This is a genomic window from Protofrankia symbiont of Coriaria ruscifolia, assembly GCF_900634745.1.
GTDB lineage: Bacteria > Actinomycetota > Actinomycetes > Frankiales > Frankiaceae > Protofrankia > Protofrankia californiensis.
In genome coordinates, this window is sequence record NZ_CAAAFR010000182.1 from 49,611 (window position 1) to 66,695 (window position 17,085).

9 protein-coding genes and 1 pseudogene are annotated in these 17,085 nt (G+C 69.1%); 5 read left to right on the top strand and 5 right to left on the bottom strand.

Going from position 1 to position 17,085, the window contains the following annotated elements:
• On the bottom strand, positions 1-1,450 hold a 1,450-nt coding region (locus CV1CTNOD_RS20335), incomplete at its 3' end, for an aldehyde dehydrogenase family protein (RefSeq protein ID WP_131787601.1).
• A gap of 36 nt (positions 1,451-1,486) precedes the next feature.
• Here CV1CTNOD_RS20335 and CV1CTNOD_RS25040 point away from each other — a divergent pair.
• From CV1CTNOD_RS25040 to CV1CTNOD_RS20345, 3 genes are all read left to right on the top strand, one after another.
• Positions 1,487-1,651, top strand: a complete 165-nt coding sequence (locus CV1CTNOD_RS25040; RefSeq protein WP_165485647.1) for a hypothetical protein — start codon at positions 1,487-1,489, stop codon at positions 1,649-1,651.
• A 142-nt stretch (positions 1,652-1,793) separates the two neighbouring features.
• Positions 1,794-2,399, top strand: coding sequence for a TetR/AcrR family transcriptional regulator (locus tag CV1CTNOD_RS20340; RefSeq protein ID WP_131787593.1), 606 nt, complete (start codon positions 1,794-1,796; stop codon positions 2,397-2,399).
• A gap of 234 nt (positions 2,400-2,633) precedes the next feature.
• Complete coding sequence (locus tag CV1CTNOD_RS20345; RefSeq protein ID WP_207386569.1) at positions 2,634-3,632, top strand: glycoside hydrolase family 16 protein; 999 nt, start codon at positions 2,634-2,636, stop codon at positions 3,630-3,632.
• A 154-nt stretch (positions 3,633-3,786) separates the two neighbouring features.
• Here the strand turns inward: CV1CTNOD_RS20345 and CV1CTNOD_RS20350 are convergent, their stop codons facing one another.
• Entirely contained in the window at positions 3,787-4,731 is a 945-nt protein-coding gene (locus CV1CTNOD_RS20350) for a CAP domain-containing protein (RefSeq protein ID WP_131787602.1), read from the bottom strand.
• Between the two features lie 291 nt (positions 4,732-5,022).
• Between CV1CTNOD_RS20350 and CV1CTNOD_RS20355 the strand changes: the two genes are divergently transcribed.
• Entirely contained in the window at positions 5,023-5,937 is a 915-nt protein-coding gene (locus CV1CTNOD_RS20355; RefSeq protein WP_242606872.1) for a class I SAM-dependent methyltransferase, read from the top strand.
• A gap of 37 nt (positions 5,938-5,974) precedes the next feature.
• Here CV1CTNOD_RS20355 and CV1CTNOD_RS20360 read toward each other — a convergent pair whose 3' ends face one another.
• Entirely contained in the window at positions 5,975-9,823 is a 3,849-nt protein-coding gene (locus tag CV1CTNOD_RS20360) for a UvrD-helicase domain-containing protein (RefSeq protein ID WP_242606873.1), read from the bottom strand.
• 299 nt (positions 9,824-10,122) lie between these two features.
• On the opposite strand from CV1CTNOD_RS20360, the gene CV1CTNOD_RS20365 reads away from it, so the two are divergent.
• Positions 10,123-15,423, top strand: coding sequence for an AAA domain-containing protein (locus tag CV1CTNOD_RS20365; protein ID WP_131787596.1), 5,301 nt, complete (start codon positions 10,123-10,125; stop codon positions 15,421-15,423).
• A 350-nt stretch (positions 15,424-15,773) separates the two neighbouring features.
• Here CV1CTNOD_RS20365 and CV1CTNOD_RS20370 read toward each other — a convergent pair whose 3' ends face one another.
• Together CV1CTNOD_RS20370 and CV1CTNOD_RS20375 are read right to left on the bottom strand one after the other, a co-directional pair.
• Complete coding sequence (locus tag CV1CTNOD_RS20370; protein ID WP_131787604.1) at positions 15,774-16,322, bottom strand: NUDIX domain-containing protein; 549 nt, start codon at positions 16,320-16,322, stop codon at positions 15,774-15,776.
• 284 nt (positions 16,323-16,606) lie between these two features.
• Positions 16,607-16,807 (bottom strand): annotated as a pseudogene (locus CV1CTNOD_RS20375) (NUDIX hydrolase); the annotation flags it as partial.
• Positions 16,808-17,085 lie beyond the last annotated feature (278 nt).

Below are 17,085 nucleotides of genomic sequence, written 5' to 3' on the forward strand. Positions count from 1 at the left end.
CGCGGGCCGAGTACGGCGGGTAGATCAGCGACAGATCCGGCCGCGCCGGCTTCGACAGCACCGCCTTGCGGTGACTGAACGTCTCGAACCCCCACCGTCCGTGGTAGGCGCCCATCCCGCTGTTACCGACGCCGCCAAAGGGCAGCTGCGGGACGAGGCAGTGCACCGCGGCATGGTTGATCACAATGCCACCCGCGCTGACCTCGCGCAGCACCTGTTCACGCTCGGACTTCGCCGAACTGAACAGGTAGGTCGCCAACGGCTTGGGACCACGGTTGACCAGGGTGACGGCCTCGTCCAGCGACGACACGCCCACCACTGGCAGGATCGGCCCGAAGATCTCCTCCCGCATGACGGGCGCGTCCGGGTCGGGGTCGACGACGACCGTCGGCTCGACGGCCGCGCGGTCAGCGTCCACCGACCCGCCGAGGACGACGGTGCCACCGGCGCCATCGAGCAGCGCCGCCAGCCGTTCGAACTGACGGCGGTTGACGATGGGAAGCGTGGCCGGGGCACCGGAGCGGAAGCCGCGGATCGTCTGGACGAGCTGGGTGACAAAGCGGTCGCGCACCTCGGTTTCGACCAGCACGTAGTCCGGCGCGATGCAGGTCTGCCCGGAGTTCAGCAGCTTCGTCCAGGCGATGCGGCGGGCCGCGACCTCCAGGTCGGCGTGGCGGGTGACGATCGCCGGACTCTTGCCACCCAGTTCCAAGGTGACCGGAGTGAGGTGCCGCGCGGCGGACGCCATCACGATCTTGCCGATTTCCGGACCGCCGGTGAAGAAGGCGTGGTCGAGACCCTGATCGAGCAGCAACTGGGTGGCCTGGGCCTCGCCCTCGACGACGGCCACCGCGTCGGGGTCGAGGTACTGCGGGACGAGCCGCGCGAGCAGGGCCGAGCAGACCGGGGCGTGCTCGGACGGTTTGATGACGGCGCAGTTGCCCGCCGCGACGGCGCCGACCAGCGGGCCGAGCGACAGGTAGACCGGGTAGTTCCACGGGCCGATGACCAGCACGACGCCGAGCGGTTCGTACTGGTACCACGCCCGGCCGGGCCTCGCCACGAGCGGCATGCCGGTGCGCCGGCGCCGCATCCAGGACCTCAGGTGTCTGCGGGCGTAGGCCGCTTCGGTCCGGACCGGGGCGACATCGCCCAACCAGGAGTCCACCACCGCCCGGCCGAGGTCGGCCCCGATCGCCTCGGCGATGTCCGTCTCATGCTCGGTGACCAGCCGCTCGATCGCCCGCAGCTGGTCGACACGCCACGCCAGGCTTCGCGTCCGGCCCCCGGCGAAACTCTTGCGCAGCCGGGCGACGACGTCCGCCACCTGTTCGGGGGTGGCTTCGCCGGAACCGGCCGGACCGTCGACGGCCGCCCGGGCCGTGGGACCGGCTGGTCCGGCGGTGCCGTCGGTGCCGGTGTCGTCGGTGCTCGATGGCAGCAGCGTCATTACGGCTCCTTCGAGTCTCGCGGATCGGCTGACTCGGTGGCGGCCGCGTGCTGCCGCGACACGCTCCTGAGAGCCACCATAACTCTCTTTATAGTCCCGGTTAAGTACAGCTTCCCGGACCGGCGCAGAATCCTGGCGGAGGAGTTCGAGGCGACGATCCCGACCGCGATCGAGGAGATCGTGCGGTGGACGGCCCTGTGATGGTCGGGCTCGCCCGATCACGTGTTGTCGGGCGGGCGAGCGGTCCTGATACACGAGCCACCGGCCGTACCGACACGGCGGAAGTTATAGTGAGGTGGGACCATATTCATCGGCGTCCGCGGACGCAGAGCGGGAGTGTCTCGTGCCCACGCTGGTGACGCGAGACCGGTACTTCGTCTCGGCTATGGAGATCGTCACCACTGAGGGCTTCGACAACCTGCGTATCGGCAAGCTGTACGCGTCGGTCGGGGTCACCAGCGGTTCTTTTTACCACTACTTCGGGAGCTGGAAGGGTTTCGTCGACCGGCTGTTCGAGTACTGGGAAGCCCAGCAGAACGACCGGCTCACCACGTTGGCTACCGTCAGCGGAGACGCGGTCGCCAGGACCGGCGCGCTGACGGAGTTCGCGCTGGGTGTGCCCCACGACACCGAAGCCGCCATCCGGGCGTGGAGTCACACCGGCTCCACCGTCGGCGTGGTGCAGGAGCGTGTGGACCGGCGTCGCGAGAAGGCAATCCTGTCCGTCGTGTCCGCAGTCGTGACCGCAGTCGTGACCGACCCCGCCCGGGCACGGGTGCTGACGATGATGGGGATGATGGGGATGAGCATCATCGGCTTCCAGCAACTGCGGTCCCCGGTGGAAGAGAGGGAGATGTGCCAGATGCTTGACGAGTACCAGCGTACGGTCCTCGCCCACAGCGACGACGGCTGCTCGCCGGAGCCTGACAGGCCGAGGCGACAGACCTGACACATACGATCATTTCTTGTATGACCGGAGTCTATCGGGACATATCATCCTGAACATCGATCCGTTGCCGTTAGGATGTTCAACTATTGCTTATCGGCGCCAGGTGCACACATAGGAGCGTGTTACGCTCCCTCCTGCCGGAGGGGACCGGACATGTAAGGACTCATGTTGCCTAGACTTCCGTCCTCTGTATCGACCAGATCGATGTTCCGAGCCCGGTGGCGGCTCTTGGCGATGACGTTGGCACTACCGGTAGGTGTCGGCCTGGCTGCCTGCCAGGCCCCCCAGGCATCCACGCCGCCGGCATCGTCGGCGTCCGCCTCTTCCATAGCGCAGCGAGCCGCCGCAGCCTACATTGCGGCGCAATCATCACCCACCGCATCCGCGGCCACGGCCGAACCCGCACCCGCACCCGCACCGTCGGGGACAGCGGTGGTTCCGGCACCACCGCTTGTGCACATCCCGACCCCGTCGACCACGAACCCACCTCGTCCGCTGCTTGCGTCCGCCCCTTCCACCCGGCCTCCGGGGCTTGACGACAGCTGGCGTCTGGTATTCGGCGACGAATTCGACGGGGCCGCGCTAGACATCGGCAAATGGGTCACCAACGTCTGGCAGGGCGCTCAGTGCGGCGCCAACTCCGGCAACCACGGCTCGCAGAACTGCTACTCGCCCTCCGCGGTGACGCAAAGCGACGGCAAGGCGCACCTAACCGCGTCCAGGAACTCCTACAATTTCAAGGGCAGAATATTTCCGTACACCAGCGGCATCATAAACAGTGACCAGAGGTACTTCTTCACCTACGGCTACGTGGACGTCCGTGCCAAACTGCCGAAAGGCAAGGGGTTCTGGCCCGCGATCTGGCTGTACAACCCGGCCTACACACCCGATGAGATCGACATCATGGAATTCATCGGTGAGGACCGGACGACCATCTACCAGACACTGCACACCAAGAACCACGGCGAGAACCAGTTCAAGACCAAGAATCCGGACTGGAGTACCGAGTATCACAACTACGCCGTCAGGTGGGAGCCGGGATCGCTGACCTTCTACATCGACGGCGTGCAGACGGGTCGCCTGACCAACCTGGTTCCTTCGGACAAGATGTACCTGATGGTGAACCTGGACGTGGGTGGTCCCTCCAGCTGGGGCGGTGCGCCCGACGGCGCCACCGCATTCCCCAGCAGCGTCGACGTCGACTACGTTCACGTCTACCAGCAGTCCCCGTAGCCCCCACCCGCAGCACCGGCAATCATTACTATGCGGATGCGCGGAAACCGCCCGGTTCTGGGGTCCCCGGATCGACCGACCAGCGTCGACCGGAGACCCCAGCCGACGCGAAGCTGTACGTACGTAGTGACTACAGTAGGCGTGTACTGCTTCGTCAGGCAGGGGTCCCGAAAACCTGGGTCCAGTAGGTGCCGTAACTGCCGCCACACGCGTAGCCGACCCCGATCTGGGTGAACTCCCCGTTGAGCATGTTCCTGCGGTGTCCGGGACTGTTCATCCAGCCGGCCACCACCTCCGCCGGGCTGCGCTGACCGGCCGCGACGTTCTCGCCCAATACCCGGTATCGGTAGCCGGCCGCAGTCGCACGGTCGGACATCGTCCGCCCGTCCAGGCTGACATGATCCATGTAGCTGTTCGCCGCCATGTCCTCGCTGTGTCGCTGTGCCGCCAGGACCAGGCAGGCGTCCACCGTAAGGGGCCGCTCGCCCACCCTGGCCCGTTCGGCATTGGCCAACGCCACGACCTGTAGGACCACGTCCCGACCAGCGGCAGCCGATGGAGCAGACGGCTGCCCCGGCCTCGGTGGCAGGGTCGCCGACGGGCTCGCCGGCGTAGCGCCGTCATCGTCGACCTGGACGCCGAAGTCGCGGGCCAGCCCGGCGAGGCCGTCGGCGTAGCCCTGACCGAGCGCCCGGACCTTCCAACCACCCCCGCGCTGGTAGATCTCCGCGAGCAGGAGAACGGTCTCGTGGTGTGGCTGTGGTGGGGTGAAGCGCACGATGAGGGACCCGTCCTGGCCATGGATATCCAGGACCGGTGACGGCAACCGTCCGAGCACCAAAGCCGCGTCGGCCGGGCTCACGACGACGACCACCCGGGTCGCCGCGGGACGCAGCCGGCCCGGGTCAACGCTGGCGCCGTCGCCGGTCAGCCGGGCTCCGGGTGCGGACGGCTGGTTGTAGAAGACGAAGTCCTCGTCCGCGGCGACCTTCCCGTTCTCACTGGTGACGAGGAGCGACAGGTCGAACGGTCCGGCCACGCGAACGGACAGAGCACCGTCCGGCAACGACCGGTTGGCACCGGCAACCAGCTCAAGCATGATCACTCCGGGTAGGTGGACGTCGTCATCCAGTACCAATGGATCCCTGCATGTGAATCCCTGCATTCAGCAGCGACCAAGGATTGGACGTCCGGCTCGACGCCCTGTCCTCGGTCGCTCCTACAAGGACGAACAAGTGTCACGTATCGTCCCGGTCGGCGTGGCGCCGGCACCGGTTCCCAGGTCCGGCCGTCCGACACCCGAACGGTGATCGAAAGATCTTCCGTACTCGGGCGAACGCGCCCGATAAGGTCACATTTCGGCTGCGTCCATGGGTGTTAGTGTCCCGGCATGGCCGAGACGGTGTCCGCCCCACGCGGATCCTCATCCATCCCAGATGTGCCCGCCGTAGCCGGTGGCGGGCCGGCAGAAGCCTCGGAGCCGGCGCCGGTGACCCCGTCGACGCAGGCAGCACCGGCACCGGCACCGCAGGCACGGACACCGGCACCCGGATCTGCGTCCGTGGGCTCCTCGCCGGCGCCGATCGCCAGAACCTCGATCGGGCGGTCCGTCAGGCTCTTCCGCGCCGCTCGGCGTGAACCGGTCGACCCGGCCTGCTTCTACTCGCTGCTCGCCGCCGACTCGGTGCACCAACTCAGCCACTTCACCGCTCTGGCCGGCTCCCTCGTCCTGGACGTCGGCGGCGGCCCCGGCTACTTCCGCACCGCCTTCCGGCAGGCCGGTGCCCGCTACATCTGGGTTGAACCGGACATCTCCGAGATGAGCGCCGGTGGCATCGTGGAGCCGGGCCGGGTGCTCGGCAGCGCATTGGACATGCCGTTCGCCACCGCCTCGGTGGACATCTGCTACTCGTCGAACGTTCTGGAGCACGTACCCGACCCGTGGCGGATGTGCGAGGAGATGGTGCGGGTAACCCGGCCCGGCGGTGTGATCTTCCTGAGCTTCACGAACTGGCTCTCGCCCTGGGGCGGGCACGAAACCGCGCCATGGCACTACCTCGGTGGCCACCGCGCGGCCCGACGCTACGAGCGCCGCACCGGGACCTCGCCCAAGAATCTGTACGGCAGCAGCCTGTTCCCGGTGTCGGTGGCCGACGCCCTGGCGTGGGCCCATGGCCACGGCGGCATCGACGTCGTGGACGCCATGCCGCGGTACCTGCCGACATGGGCCAAGCCGATCCTGCGGGTTCCAGGTGTCCGGGAGGTCGTCACCTGGAACCTCGCCATGGTCTTCCGCCGACGCTAACGGGCCGAAGAACCACCCTCGGGCCGGTCGACCACTGTCAGATCAGCCGTAGCTGGCGTCCCTGGTTCGGGCGAACCCGGCGGGGCCTGAGCGGACCTGAACGGCGCTCGAGCAATGGTGTGTCCAGGCCGTCCAGAAAGGGCGACGGCCGCACCTCGTACACCTGCCTGCCGCGGCGGGCCGCATATGTGAGCACGAGCCGCTCCCTCGCCCTGGTCATGCCCACGAACAGCAGCCGCCGCTCTTCCTCGTCGCCGTTGTCGTCGCCGTCGCCATCCCGGCCGGCCACTCCGGCCACTCCGGTCACTCCGGTCATGCCGGCCACTCCGGTCATGCCGGTCATGCCGGCACCGCCGCCGGAGGCGGATGCGCCCGCCCAGCGCAGCGGCAGCAGGCCGTCCTCGCAGCCGATGATGACGACGAAGCCGAACTCCAGCCCCTTGGAGGCGTGCAGCGTCAGCAGCGAGATCCGGTCCGCCCGGGGGTCGAAGGTGTCGACCTCCGCGCCGAACGCGATCTCGGACCGGAAGCGCTCCAGGTCGTCGCCGCACTCGGTGGCAAGCGGGGTCAGGACGTCCAGCGCGTACCGGATCTCGGCCTCGCCCGGCAGTCCGGCCGGATACTCCGACGAAGAGGACGGAGAGCCGGCCGCAGGCTCCGACGCGGACCTGATCGGGGCATCCGGCGGTGCCCCGATCATGCTCCCGGCGGATGCCGCGCCCCCGCGCCCAGGCGTCCTGGCAGCGCCGTCGAGCGCGGCCTGTGCCGCCGCACGCAGACGCGCGAGGACGGTCCGGGCCTGCGCCGGGACCGCAGGAAGCGTAGAGACCGCCGGGAGCACCGGGAGCGCGTCGGCGTGCGTGTTGTCGCCGATGAGCTCCAGCAGGTAGGCGACGCCGGGAGTGTCGGCGAACCGGTTGTGGGATCGGCGCTGGAAGGGAAACCCCTGCCGGTCGAGGGCGTCCATCACCGGTCGGGCCTGGCGGGCCGTGCGGTAGAGCACCGCGATGTCGGAGAAGGACAGACGGGCCTGCGCCGTCCCGTCCACCCCGGTGTCGAGCGCGTGGAAGGACGTACCGCCCAGGGCCTCCTCGATGAGGCTCACGACAACCGATGCCTCGTCGGCCTCGTCGGCGGCGCGACGCAGCATCACCGGAGCATTCTGCGGATGCGCACCGACCGCGGACAATGTCCGGCCGGGAACCAGGGTGGCCGGTTCGATCAGGCGGACGGCAGCCTCGACGATCATGGGTGTGGAACGGTAGTTGCGGGTCAGCGAAACCACTCTGGCATCGCGGAAATCATCCCGGAAACGCAGGAAGAAACCCACGTCGGAACCGCGGAAGGAGTAGATGGCCTGGTCCGGGTCGCCGATCGCGCACAGGTTCGCGGCAGGCCGCATACCGGCGCTGTCGGCCGAAGTACGCTCCGCGCCCTGCTCCGGATCCCCGGCCGAACGCCTGTCCGAAGAGCGGTCCGGCGACGGATCGGTCGACCCGCCGGCGGACCGTCCGGCCAGCATGGTCAGCAGGACGTACTGCAGCTCGTCGACGTCCTGGTACTCGTCGATCCAGACATGCTGCCAGCGGGTCCGATACTCCTCGGCAACCTCGGGGTGTTCCCGCATCACCACCACGGGTAGCTGGACGAGGTCGTCGAGATCAACCAGGTTACGCGCGCGCAGCGCACGGTCGTACTCCTGCGCCACTGTGGCCAGTTCATGCCCGCTGGTGGGCTCACCAAGAGCGTGGGCACGCCGCAGCTGGGCCGTTGCGCGTTGCAGCCGCTGGAGGTTGCGCGCTCCCGACACCGTGCCGGCCAGCATCTCCCGCAGGATCTGCGCGCACACCGCCTCGTCCGCGATCCCGACGTCCGGTCCCAGGCCGAAGCGTGCGTGCTGTTCCTGGACTATCCGCAGCCCCAGCCCGTGGAAGGTCGTCGCGAAGATGCGTGGCGCATGGTGGGGAATGAGCGCGGCGAGCCGTTCCCGCAGTTCGGTCGCGGCCCGCCGGGTGAAGGTCACCGCCAGGCACTGTTCGGCCGGCACCGCGCGCTCCCGCACCCGGTATGCGATCGAGTGGACCAGGGTGCGGGTCTTGCCGGTTCCCGGTCCGGCAACGATCAGCAGCGGACCCTCCGTGACCGCCGCCGCGGCACGCTGTTCGGCATCGAGAGCGGCCAGGACGGACGACCCGTGCGCCTCGTGCGGCACGCCCACCTGCCCGTCCTGGACCGGCATACCCGCCGACACTTCAAAGGAGGACGCGTCGAAGGACGGCCCTGCCGAAGATGACGTGTCGACAGCAGGAACGCGCTGATCAGGAGCCGGATGCGCCGGATCGGGATCCGGATCCCGCGCATCCGTGGGGCCGCCCACCGCGGGTGGGGCCGCGGATAAAGCGGGGGGTGAGACGGACGGTGCCAGGGCAGTGCGGGTGGCGCGGGTCCCCCGGCGGGAGGAACGGGCCCGGGGACCACCCGATCCCGCCGCGTTCTCCCCCACCGCCTTCTCGGCATTTCCCGGGGCATCCGGGCCCGAGCAGCCCGGGCCCGGCTGCCCCGGCTGGGAGGTGCCGGCCGTCAACGTTCCCGCGGCCGGGGCAAGATCGAACAGCGTGCCCACGTCCGAGCCGAGTTCTTCGGAGTCGAAAAGCCGGATAACGCCGTACTCACCGTCGAACCCGGCCTCGCGGATCACTTCCGCACGCCGCAGCCGGCGAATTGCCTCCACCAGCGCGGACGAGCCGACCTCGGCGATCGCGTCGAGGGGAACCTCGGCAAGAATCTCCAGCTCCGGGCCGAGCCGGGTGGTCAGTGCGGTGACCTGCGCGGCCACGGCCTTGCTCTTCGGCCCGACCCCGAGGATCTCCCCCACGACCTCGGGGAGTGCCACCAGCGAACGCACCTCGCCCGCGGTCGGCGGACGGACCCCTTCGGCACGGTCGGCAAGCGCGTCCACCCGGTGCAGGACCCCGACGGTCAGCGGCCGTCCGCACTGCGGGCAGAGACCGTCCGCCTGCCGGGTCTGGCTCGGTTCGTAGCGGATGTTACACTTACGGTGACCGTCGAGGTGGTACTTGCCCTCTTCGGGGAAGAACTCGATCGTGCCGGCGAAACCGTCCCCGGTGCGCAGCGCCGCAAGCATGGCGAAGTAGTCGACGTCGCAGGTGAACGCGGTCGCCTCCCGGCCGAGCATGGGCGGGGAGTGCGCGTCGGAGTTGCTGACCAGGCGGAACCGGTCGAGCCCGGACAACCGCCAGAACATCGGCGGGTCCGCCGACAGGCCGGTTTCCAATGCGAAGATGTGGTCGGCCAGATCGACGTAGCAGTCCTCGACCGCGTCAAAACCGGACTTGGAGCCCAGCACCGCGAACCACGGCGTCCACACGTGGGCCGGTATCAGGTAGCAGCCGTCGCCCGCGCCGAGGGTGATCTCCAGTAGGTCGCGCGAGTCCAGCCCCAGGATGGGACGTCCGTCCGCGGTGAGATTGCCGATCTTCGCCAGGCTCGCGGTGATCTGGCCCGCGGCGTCGGTACTCGGGGCGTAGAGGAGGTGGTGGACCTTGCGGGTCCGCTCCCCCCGCTTGTAGATCGTGGAGATCTCCGTGGACAGCATGAACCGGGCCGCCACCCGGCAGGAGGCGGGCAGGGTCCGCAGCACGTCCGCTTCGAGATCGGGACGCAGCCGGAACAGGCCGGGTTCGGCCGGCACGAGCTTGGTGGCGATCTCCTGCGTCCAGGCGGGGTGGGTGAAGTCGCCGGTTCCGATCACCCGGATCCCCTTGCGCGCCGCCCACCAGGCAAGGTGCTCCAGGTCACAGTCACGGCTACAGGCCCGTGAGTACTTGGAGTGGATGTGCAGGTCCGCGAGAAACCGTGAGCTCACAGATGCGTATGTTGTCGCATCCGCGCACGCGTACACACGGCGGCCTGCCGAGCCTGGGTTACTGCCCGCCGAGCTGGGTCACCACCTGAAGGACCGAAGGCGGCATGATCATGATTCTTTCGCGGCCGCGGAAGGCCCGGGTCCCATGGACTGCGCCCGGAGCATGACCCGGCATGACCGCGTCCCATCCGGACGGGTCATTATGGGCATTGCTGCAACGGGCTGTGTCCGCCGCTGTGCGCATCCGGCCATCGGAGGGAGCCCGCGGGGGGCTGCCGCGTCGCCGTCCGGAGAGGACTATGACCGAACAAACGGCAGTTCGCGAGCTGCACCATCGCGACGGGAACCGTGACGAGGAGCAACACGGCGAGGAGCACCACGGCAAAGAACGCCATGGCGAGGAACACCGTCGCGACAGTCAGCGCCATGCCGCGCTGAGCGACCGGTGTCACCGCCTGGTCCGGTTCCTGCGGGAGATCGCCCTGTGCCAGGCTCCGCGGATCACCATGGTCGACGACCACCCTGTCGTGCTGTGGCTCGACGACCTCCCGGACGGCCTGTCCCTGTTCGAACAGGCCGGCGCCGACGAGGTGCTGTTGTGCGCACCCGCCGCGGCGGCCCTGCCGCCGCCACCCGCGCTGCCCGACCTGCTGACCGGCTGGGTTGTCATGACCGAGCCGGGAGAGCCGCCTGACGAGTTCCCGCCGTTGCGCGAGATCGGCCCACGGACACGTGTCGAACTCCGACCGGACGGCATCCAGCGCGAGATCACCGAAACCATCCGGCTCGCGGACGCACCCGACGTCCAGGCCGCCTACTCCGAGTGGCTGCCGACTTGGCGGATCTGGGCGGTCAGGGCCCGTGCGGACGCAGAACGGCGGACCCTGCACAACGTCCTGCACGCGGTGGCGCAGCGCCTGGCGCAGGAGGGTGACGCGCTCGAGCTGGTGCTCTGCACAGGTCTGCTGTCCTGGCAGGTCCCGGCACCGGGGTCCGCGGCGCGCCCGTCCACAGCGCCCGGCCCGTCCACAGGCGGCCCGCCGGCGGCCGGCCCGTCCACAGCGCCCGGCCCGCGGCCCACGACCATCGGGGTCCACCATCACCTGCTCGCGACGAGGCTGCTGGTGGAGATCGACACGGCCACCTCCGCCATCCGCCTGCGTCTGCCCGCCGAGGCCGCGACCCGACTGGAGGACGGGAGCCTGCTCGACGGGGTGGAGGCGTTCCGGCCGGAACGGACCAACGCGCTGCACGAGCGGCTGCACGGCCGCGCCGCGGTCCCCCTCGGTTCCGATGACGAGCGGGTACTGCGTGACTGGCTGACCCTTGCCGTGGACGTGTCCACCGACGGTTACTCGCCGTCCTGGCGTCCGGTGGCGCAACCCGGCCCACGCCCACAGGTGACCTTCGCTCCGGCACTGGTGCTGCGTACCCGCGGCCGGGCGGCGCTGCTGAACTACTACGACCAGATGCTGGACGCGCTGCGCGGCGACAACCCGCCTCCGCTCGGCCTGGTGCAACTGGTCGAGACGTTGGAGGCCGACGAACGCCTGGCATGGCTGGCCGCCGGCGGAATGCGAAGCGGCATCGAACTGGGCGCGGAACCGCTGTTCCCGCTGCCGGCGAATCCGGAGCAGGCCCACGTGATGGAACGCCTGCGCCAGGACAACGGCGTGGTGGTGGAAGGGCCTCCCGGGACCGGTAAGACCCACACGATCGCCAACCTGATGTCCGCGCTGCTTGCCCAGGGTCAGCGGGTACTGGTCACCAGCCAGAAGGCGCAGGCGCTGCGGGTACTGCGGGAGAAGATGCCCCCGACCCTGCAGCGGTTGTGCGTGTCGCTCACCGACGTGAACGACACCGGTTCGTCCGAGCTTGCGGCGAGTATCAGCGCGCTCGCGGCGGAGAAGGCCGCCTTCCGTCCGGAGGAGCACGACCGGCGGATCGCGCAGCTACGGGCCCGCCGGGACGCCGCCGCCGCGCGCCGGGCCGAACTGGCTGAACGGATCCAGCGGCTGCGCGCGGCCGAAGGCGTCCACCACCACCTTGACGAGGTGGCGCCGGGCTGGGAGGGCACCCTGGCCCGGATAGCCCGACGGGTACGGGACGAGCGGGCCTCCCACGGATGGATCCCCACGCCCGTGCCCTGGGCCGCCGGTGACAGCCGTGGCAGCACCAACGACGGTGACCGCACCGACGACGGCAAGGGCGGGCACGGCCCTATACCCGACGGACATGGCGAGATACCCGGCGGACATGGCGGGCCGCCGTCGGCGCCGCTGGACGTCGCCGAGGCGGCCGAGCTGCTCGCCGTGCTCCGCTCCCGGACGCCCGCTCGGGCCCGCAGGCTCACCCAGACCCCGACCGATCCGGACACGGTGGTCCCGACCGGCACGATCCGTCAGCTCCTGGCCGCCGAACAGGCCGCCACCTCGGTCGCCCGCGACAGCGCGATCACCCTTGCCGAGCCTGCCGCCGTCCTCGCCGACCGGCTCGCCGGGCTGTCCCCTCAGCAGGTGGACGCCCTGCGGGAGGTCACCACGGAGCTGACCGACGCCCTGGCGCTGGTGGCCCGCCATCACAGCCGTTGGGCGTGGGTGGAGACTGCGCTCGACGATGCCCTCACCGGCCGCGACACCGTGCTCTGGACGAAGGTCACCGCGGCCGCGCCAGCTGTCGAGCAGGCCGCCCGCGCGCTCGACCAGATCGGGCTGCACAAGGTCGTCCTGCCCGCACTGACCGAGCAGGGGCCGGCGAGCGCGCAGGTACTGCTCGCCCATGGCGAGGCGCTGCGGGCCCATCTGGCGGCCGACCACGCTCTGCGCGCCGTCTTCCGTCCGAAGGTCCAGAAAAGCGCAGCTCTCCTGCTCACGGCGGCGACCGTCGACGGCGTGTCCCCCCGCACACCCGAACTGCTCGACGTGGTGCTCGCCCGGTTGACCGCGCAGGTCTGCCTGGAGACGGCGAGTAGCGCCTGGGCGCTGGTGGCCGTGCGCATCGATTCCGAGTCCGCTCCCGAGGTGCGTCTGGCCCGCCTGCACGATCTGGCCGACGCCCTCGACGCGGTCAACCGGGCCCGCGACGCGCGTGACCGTGTTCTCGGCCTCCTCGGCGCTCCCAACGCTCTCGGCGCTCCCGGCGCCACGCCGTCGGGCAGCCCGCTGGGCATCGCGCTCACCAGCACCCGGGCATGCCGGGATCTTGCCGCTGCCATCGAGGACGTCCGGCTGCGCCAACGCGCCGCCGCCGCCACCAAGGATCTCAGCCGCATCCACAGCCGCTATGTGACAGCGGTCAGGACCCAGGCGAGCGCACCGGAGCTGGCCATGCTCGCGGACGCGCTGGCCAACCGCGACGTCACGGCCTACGAGGCCGCTCGCGTCGCGCTCGAGGCGGCCGGTGCCGAGCGGGACGCGGAGATGCGCTGCGTCACGTTGCTGGAGCGTGTCCGGGCCGCGCATCCGGGCCTGGCGGTAGCCCTGTCGGAAGGCGTGGCCCCGGATCCGGCAAGCCCGGTAAACCCGGTGAGCGCACATACGGTGGATACGGTTGGCGGTGCCGAGGCGGCAACCGGGAACCGCCCAGGCAACGCGGACTCGGCGCGGTGGGACCGCCGGATTGCGTCCTTCACCGAGGCATGGGCGTGGGCCTGCGCAGCGACCTGGCTGGAACGCTCGCGTACGGCATCCGGTGAAGCCGACGTCGAGGCCGAGCTCGGCGCGGCCGAGGATGCCCTCGCCGCCGCCACCGCCGAGCTCGCCGGCGCGCTCGCCTGGAAGCACTGCCTGGAACGGATGGGCGCCGAGCAGTCCGCGGCGCTGCGGTCCTACGCCGACGCGATCGCCGCGGGCGGCAAGTTCACCGGCCGTTACGCGCAGCGGTACCGGCAGGCCGCACGGGAGGCGATGCGGGTCGCCCAGACCGCGGTCCCCGCCTGGATCATGCCCATCGGCGAGGTGCTCTCGACCATTCCAGCGGTCCGAGACTGCTTCGATGTGGTGATCGTGGACGAGGGCAGCCAGGCAGGGCTGGACAGCCTGTTCCTGCTGTGGCTCGCTCCCCGCGTGATCGTGGTCGGTGACGACCGGCAGTGCACCCCGACGGAGGCAAGTTTCGAGGAACTGGAACCGGTCTTCCAACGCCTCGACACGCTGCTGTCCGACGTGCCCGGCTGGCTGCGCATCGCGTTCACCCCCCGTTCCAGCCTCTTCACACTGCTGCGGACGAGGTTCGGCGAGGTCATCCGGCTGCGTGAACACTTCCGGTGCATGCCGGAGATCATCGAATGGTCGTCCGCGATGTTCTACCGGGACGCCCCGCTGGTGCCGCTGCGCCAGTTCGGCGCTGACCGGCTGCCGCCCCTGCGGTCATGCCACATCCCGGGCGCGGTCACCTCCGGCGTCGCCGGCGGGCTGCGCAACGCGGCCGAGGCCGAAGCCCTGGTAACCCAGGTCCTGGCCTGCACCGACGACCCCCGCTACAACGGGATGTCCTTCGGGGTCGTTGTACTGCAGGGTACCGCCCAGGCGGAGCTGATCCGCGGAAAGTTGATCAAGAGGATGTCCCCGGCCGAGCAGCAACGCCGACGGTTGCGCGTCGGGACCCCACCGGACTTCCAGGGCGACGAACGAGACGTGATCTTCCTGTCGATGGTTGTCGCCCCCGACACTCCGACACCGTCGCTGACCCGGCTGGAATACCAGCGGAGGTTCAACGTGGCCACGTCACGCGCCCGCGACCAGGTGTGGCTGTTCCACTCCGTGACCGCGGACGACCTGGAGCCGACCGACCTGCGGCACAACTACCTCAGCTACGTGCTGTCACAGACATCTGCCACCGCCGGGACGAACGCCGGCCCGGCCCTTGCCACGCCCGCGCTGCCCGACGTCCGCCCGGACATCCCGCATCCGCGGTTCGACACCCTGTTCGAACAACGGGTCTTCCGCGCCCTGCGCGAACGTGGATATCTGGTGTGGCCCCAGGTCGAGGTGAACGGCCGGCGCGTCGACCTGGTGGTGGCGGGGGGACGCGCCCGTCTCGCGGTCGAGTGCGACGCGGACACCGTCATGTCGCCCGAGCAGATCGTCCATGAGTTCGCCCGCGAACGGGAGCTACGCCGTGTCGGCTGGCGCTTCTGGCGGATCCGCCAGTCGGAGTTCGAGATCGACCCGGACGCCGCACTCGCCTCCCTGTGGCCGGCGCTGGCCGCCGTCGGGGTGGCGCCGGAGGCAGCACCGCACACGACCCGCACCACCAGGATCGACACCGCTCGAATCGACACGGCTCGAATCGACACCGCTGGAGCCGGTTCCGGACCACGGTCGGCGCCACCCCGTCCGGGTGCACCGGCGGATGGCGCGACCAGGGACAACGCACTCAAGGACAACGCACTCAAGGACAACGCACTCAAGGACAACGCACTCAAGGATGGCGCGTTCAAGGATGGTGAGAGTTTGAGCGGCGAGAGTATCAATGCGGTCGACGCAACGGCCGGCGGCCGGGCGGCCGTACCATCGGGAGCCCACGAACACCGCTGGGCACCGATCCCCCTGAGCGACCTGGAGGGCCTCGACGACGCCCTCGGCGCCCTCACCGGCTAAGCATCCTTGCAGGAGGATGAGAACGGAGGGTTTACGGCGGGAAGGTCGGTGCAGGAAAGCCTTTTGGCGGCTGACGTGGAAAGACGCGCGCAACGCATCGTCATGTCCCTGAATCCTGAGTATTATAAGCGAGTGGAGCATCATCCGGAGTGGCTACGGGTATGCGAACGGCTCACCGCGACCGGACTCATCCGGCAGATGAGCGTGGCCCGCGCGGTCGCCGGTGGTAGTCGGTAGCACCTGTCGGGCGAGAAACGGTGTAACGGACGGCGATGTTTAAGCGTTTCCGCAGGCCACGGCCTTACCCTGGAGATTACCGATCAAGATCTCCTGACACTCCCTCGGGCGCGTCAACGAAGGGCTGCGGCGATGCGCTGTCGCAGCGTTGCGTCGCCGAGGCTGTCGAGCTTGCGCCAGGTCGCGTCGGTGACCTCTTCGGTCTGGAGCTGGCGAACGTCGGTGGTGGTGGTGGTGCGGAAGATGAACCGGAAGTCGACGTGACGATGCTCCGGCTCGCCCTTGGCGGTGTTGGCGGGGATGGGGTGGACGTCGATATGGATGGGGTGCTCCTCTGCGGGGTTGACGGCGTCTGTGGGAATACCGGTCTCCTCGGCGAGCTCACGCAGGGCCGCGCCGAGCAGGGTTTTGTCCGAGGTCTCCAGGTGACCGCCGGGTAGGAGCCACCTGTCCAAGGCGCGGTGGTGGATGTGCAGAATGCGCCCGTCGGTGTCGGCGAGGATCGCGCCGGCGGTGACGTGACCGCGGAACTCCGTGCGGGAGGTGATGTCGCCTCCGGTGTCGAGGATGTCGAGAACGGGTACGAGGTCGGCCTTCTCCTCGGGGTGCGCGTCGAGATAGATGGTCAGGGTGGTGCGGATGTGGTCTGCCGTGATGGCCAAGTCGATCACCTGTTGAAGTAGGTAGAGCCAGATCACCGCGATCACAGCGCGGTCTGCCACGGAAACCTCGCGCATGCCAGAGCTGAGGTCACCGCGGGTAAGGATCCTGATCCTGACGAGTATCCGTCATCCCGCCCCGCGCCCCGGCCGGCGGGATCTGGGTCTCCGCCCGCGAGAACAGCGCCCTGACCAGTCTAATGCTCGATAAAACTCGCTGATCTGTTCGTGCCGTCCGGTGGTGTGGTACATCAGTGGCCTCTCTGTGCTGCTGGGACCGGCGGGAATCAGTCGTACAGGTGTCCCAGCAGAGCTCCTTGGCCGGACGAGAGGATGTGGGCATCCTCCAGCGGGATCCAGAAGCACTCGAAGTGGGTGGGCTCCTGCTCGCCGTCGTGGTCCTCCTGGCTGGCCCACCGATCCGAGGCAGGCTCGGTCAGCTCCAAGTGGAGGACGTGCCGACGCTGGATCTCGAACCGGTACGGGCTGAACGCGAGGTCGTGTTGGGGAATGAGCCCTTTTGGCGGATTCAAACGGAACGTTGTCGCCGAGACGGTCTCGGTGAGCCGGTTCCTGAGAAGGCAGGATGCCTTCGATCAGTAGGCCGTCCTTCACGTCGCCTTCGAACTGCCGGAAGTCGGCCGTATCGCCATCGGGACCAATAATCCAGGTAATTCTCTACCTCAGCGGGCTTCACCCTGACTGAAATCTTCATTGACGTCCTCCCCCTCGTGAACGAGGAGGATTCCAACTACACGAACAGGAG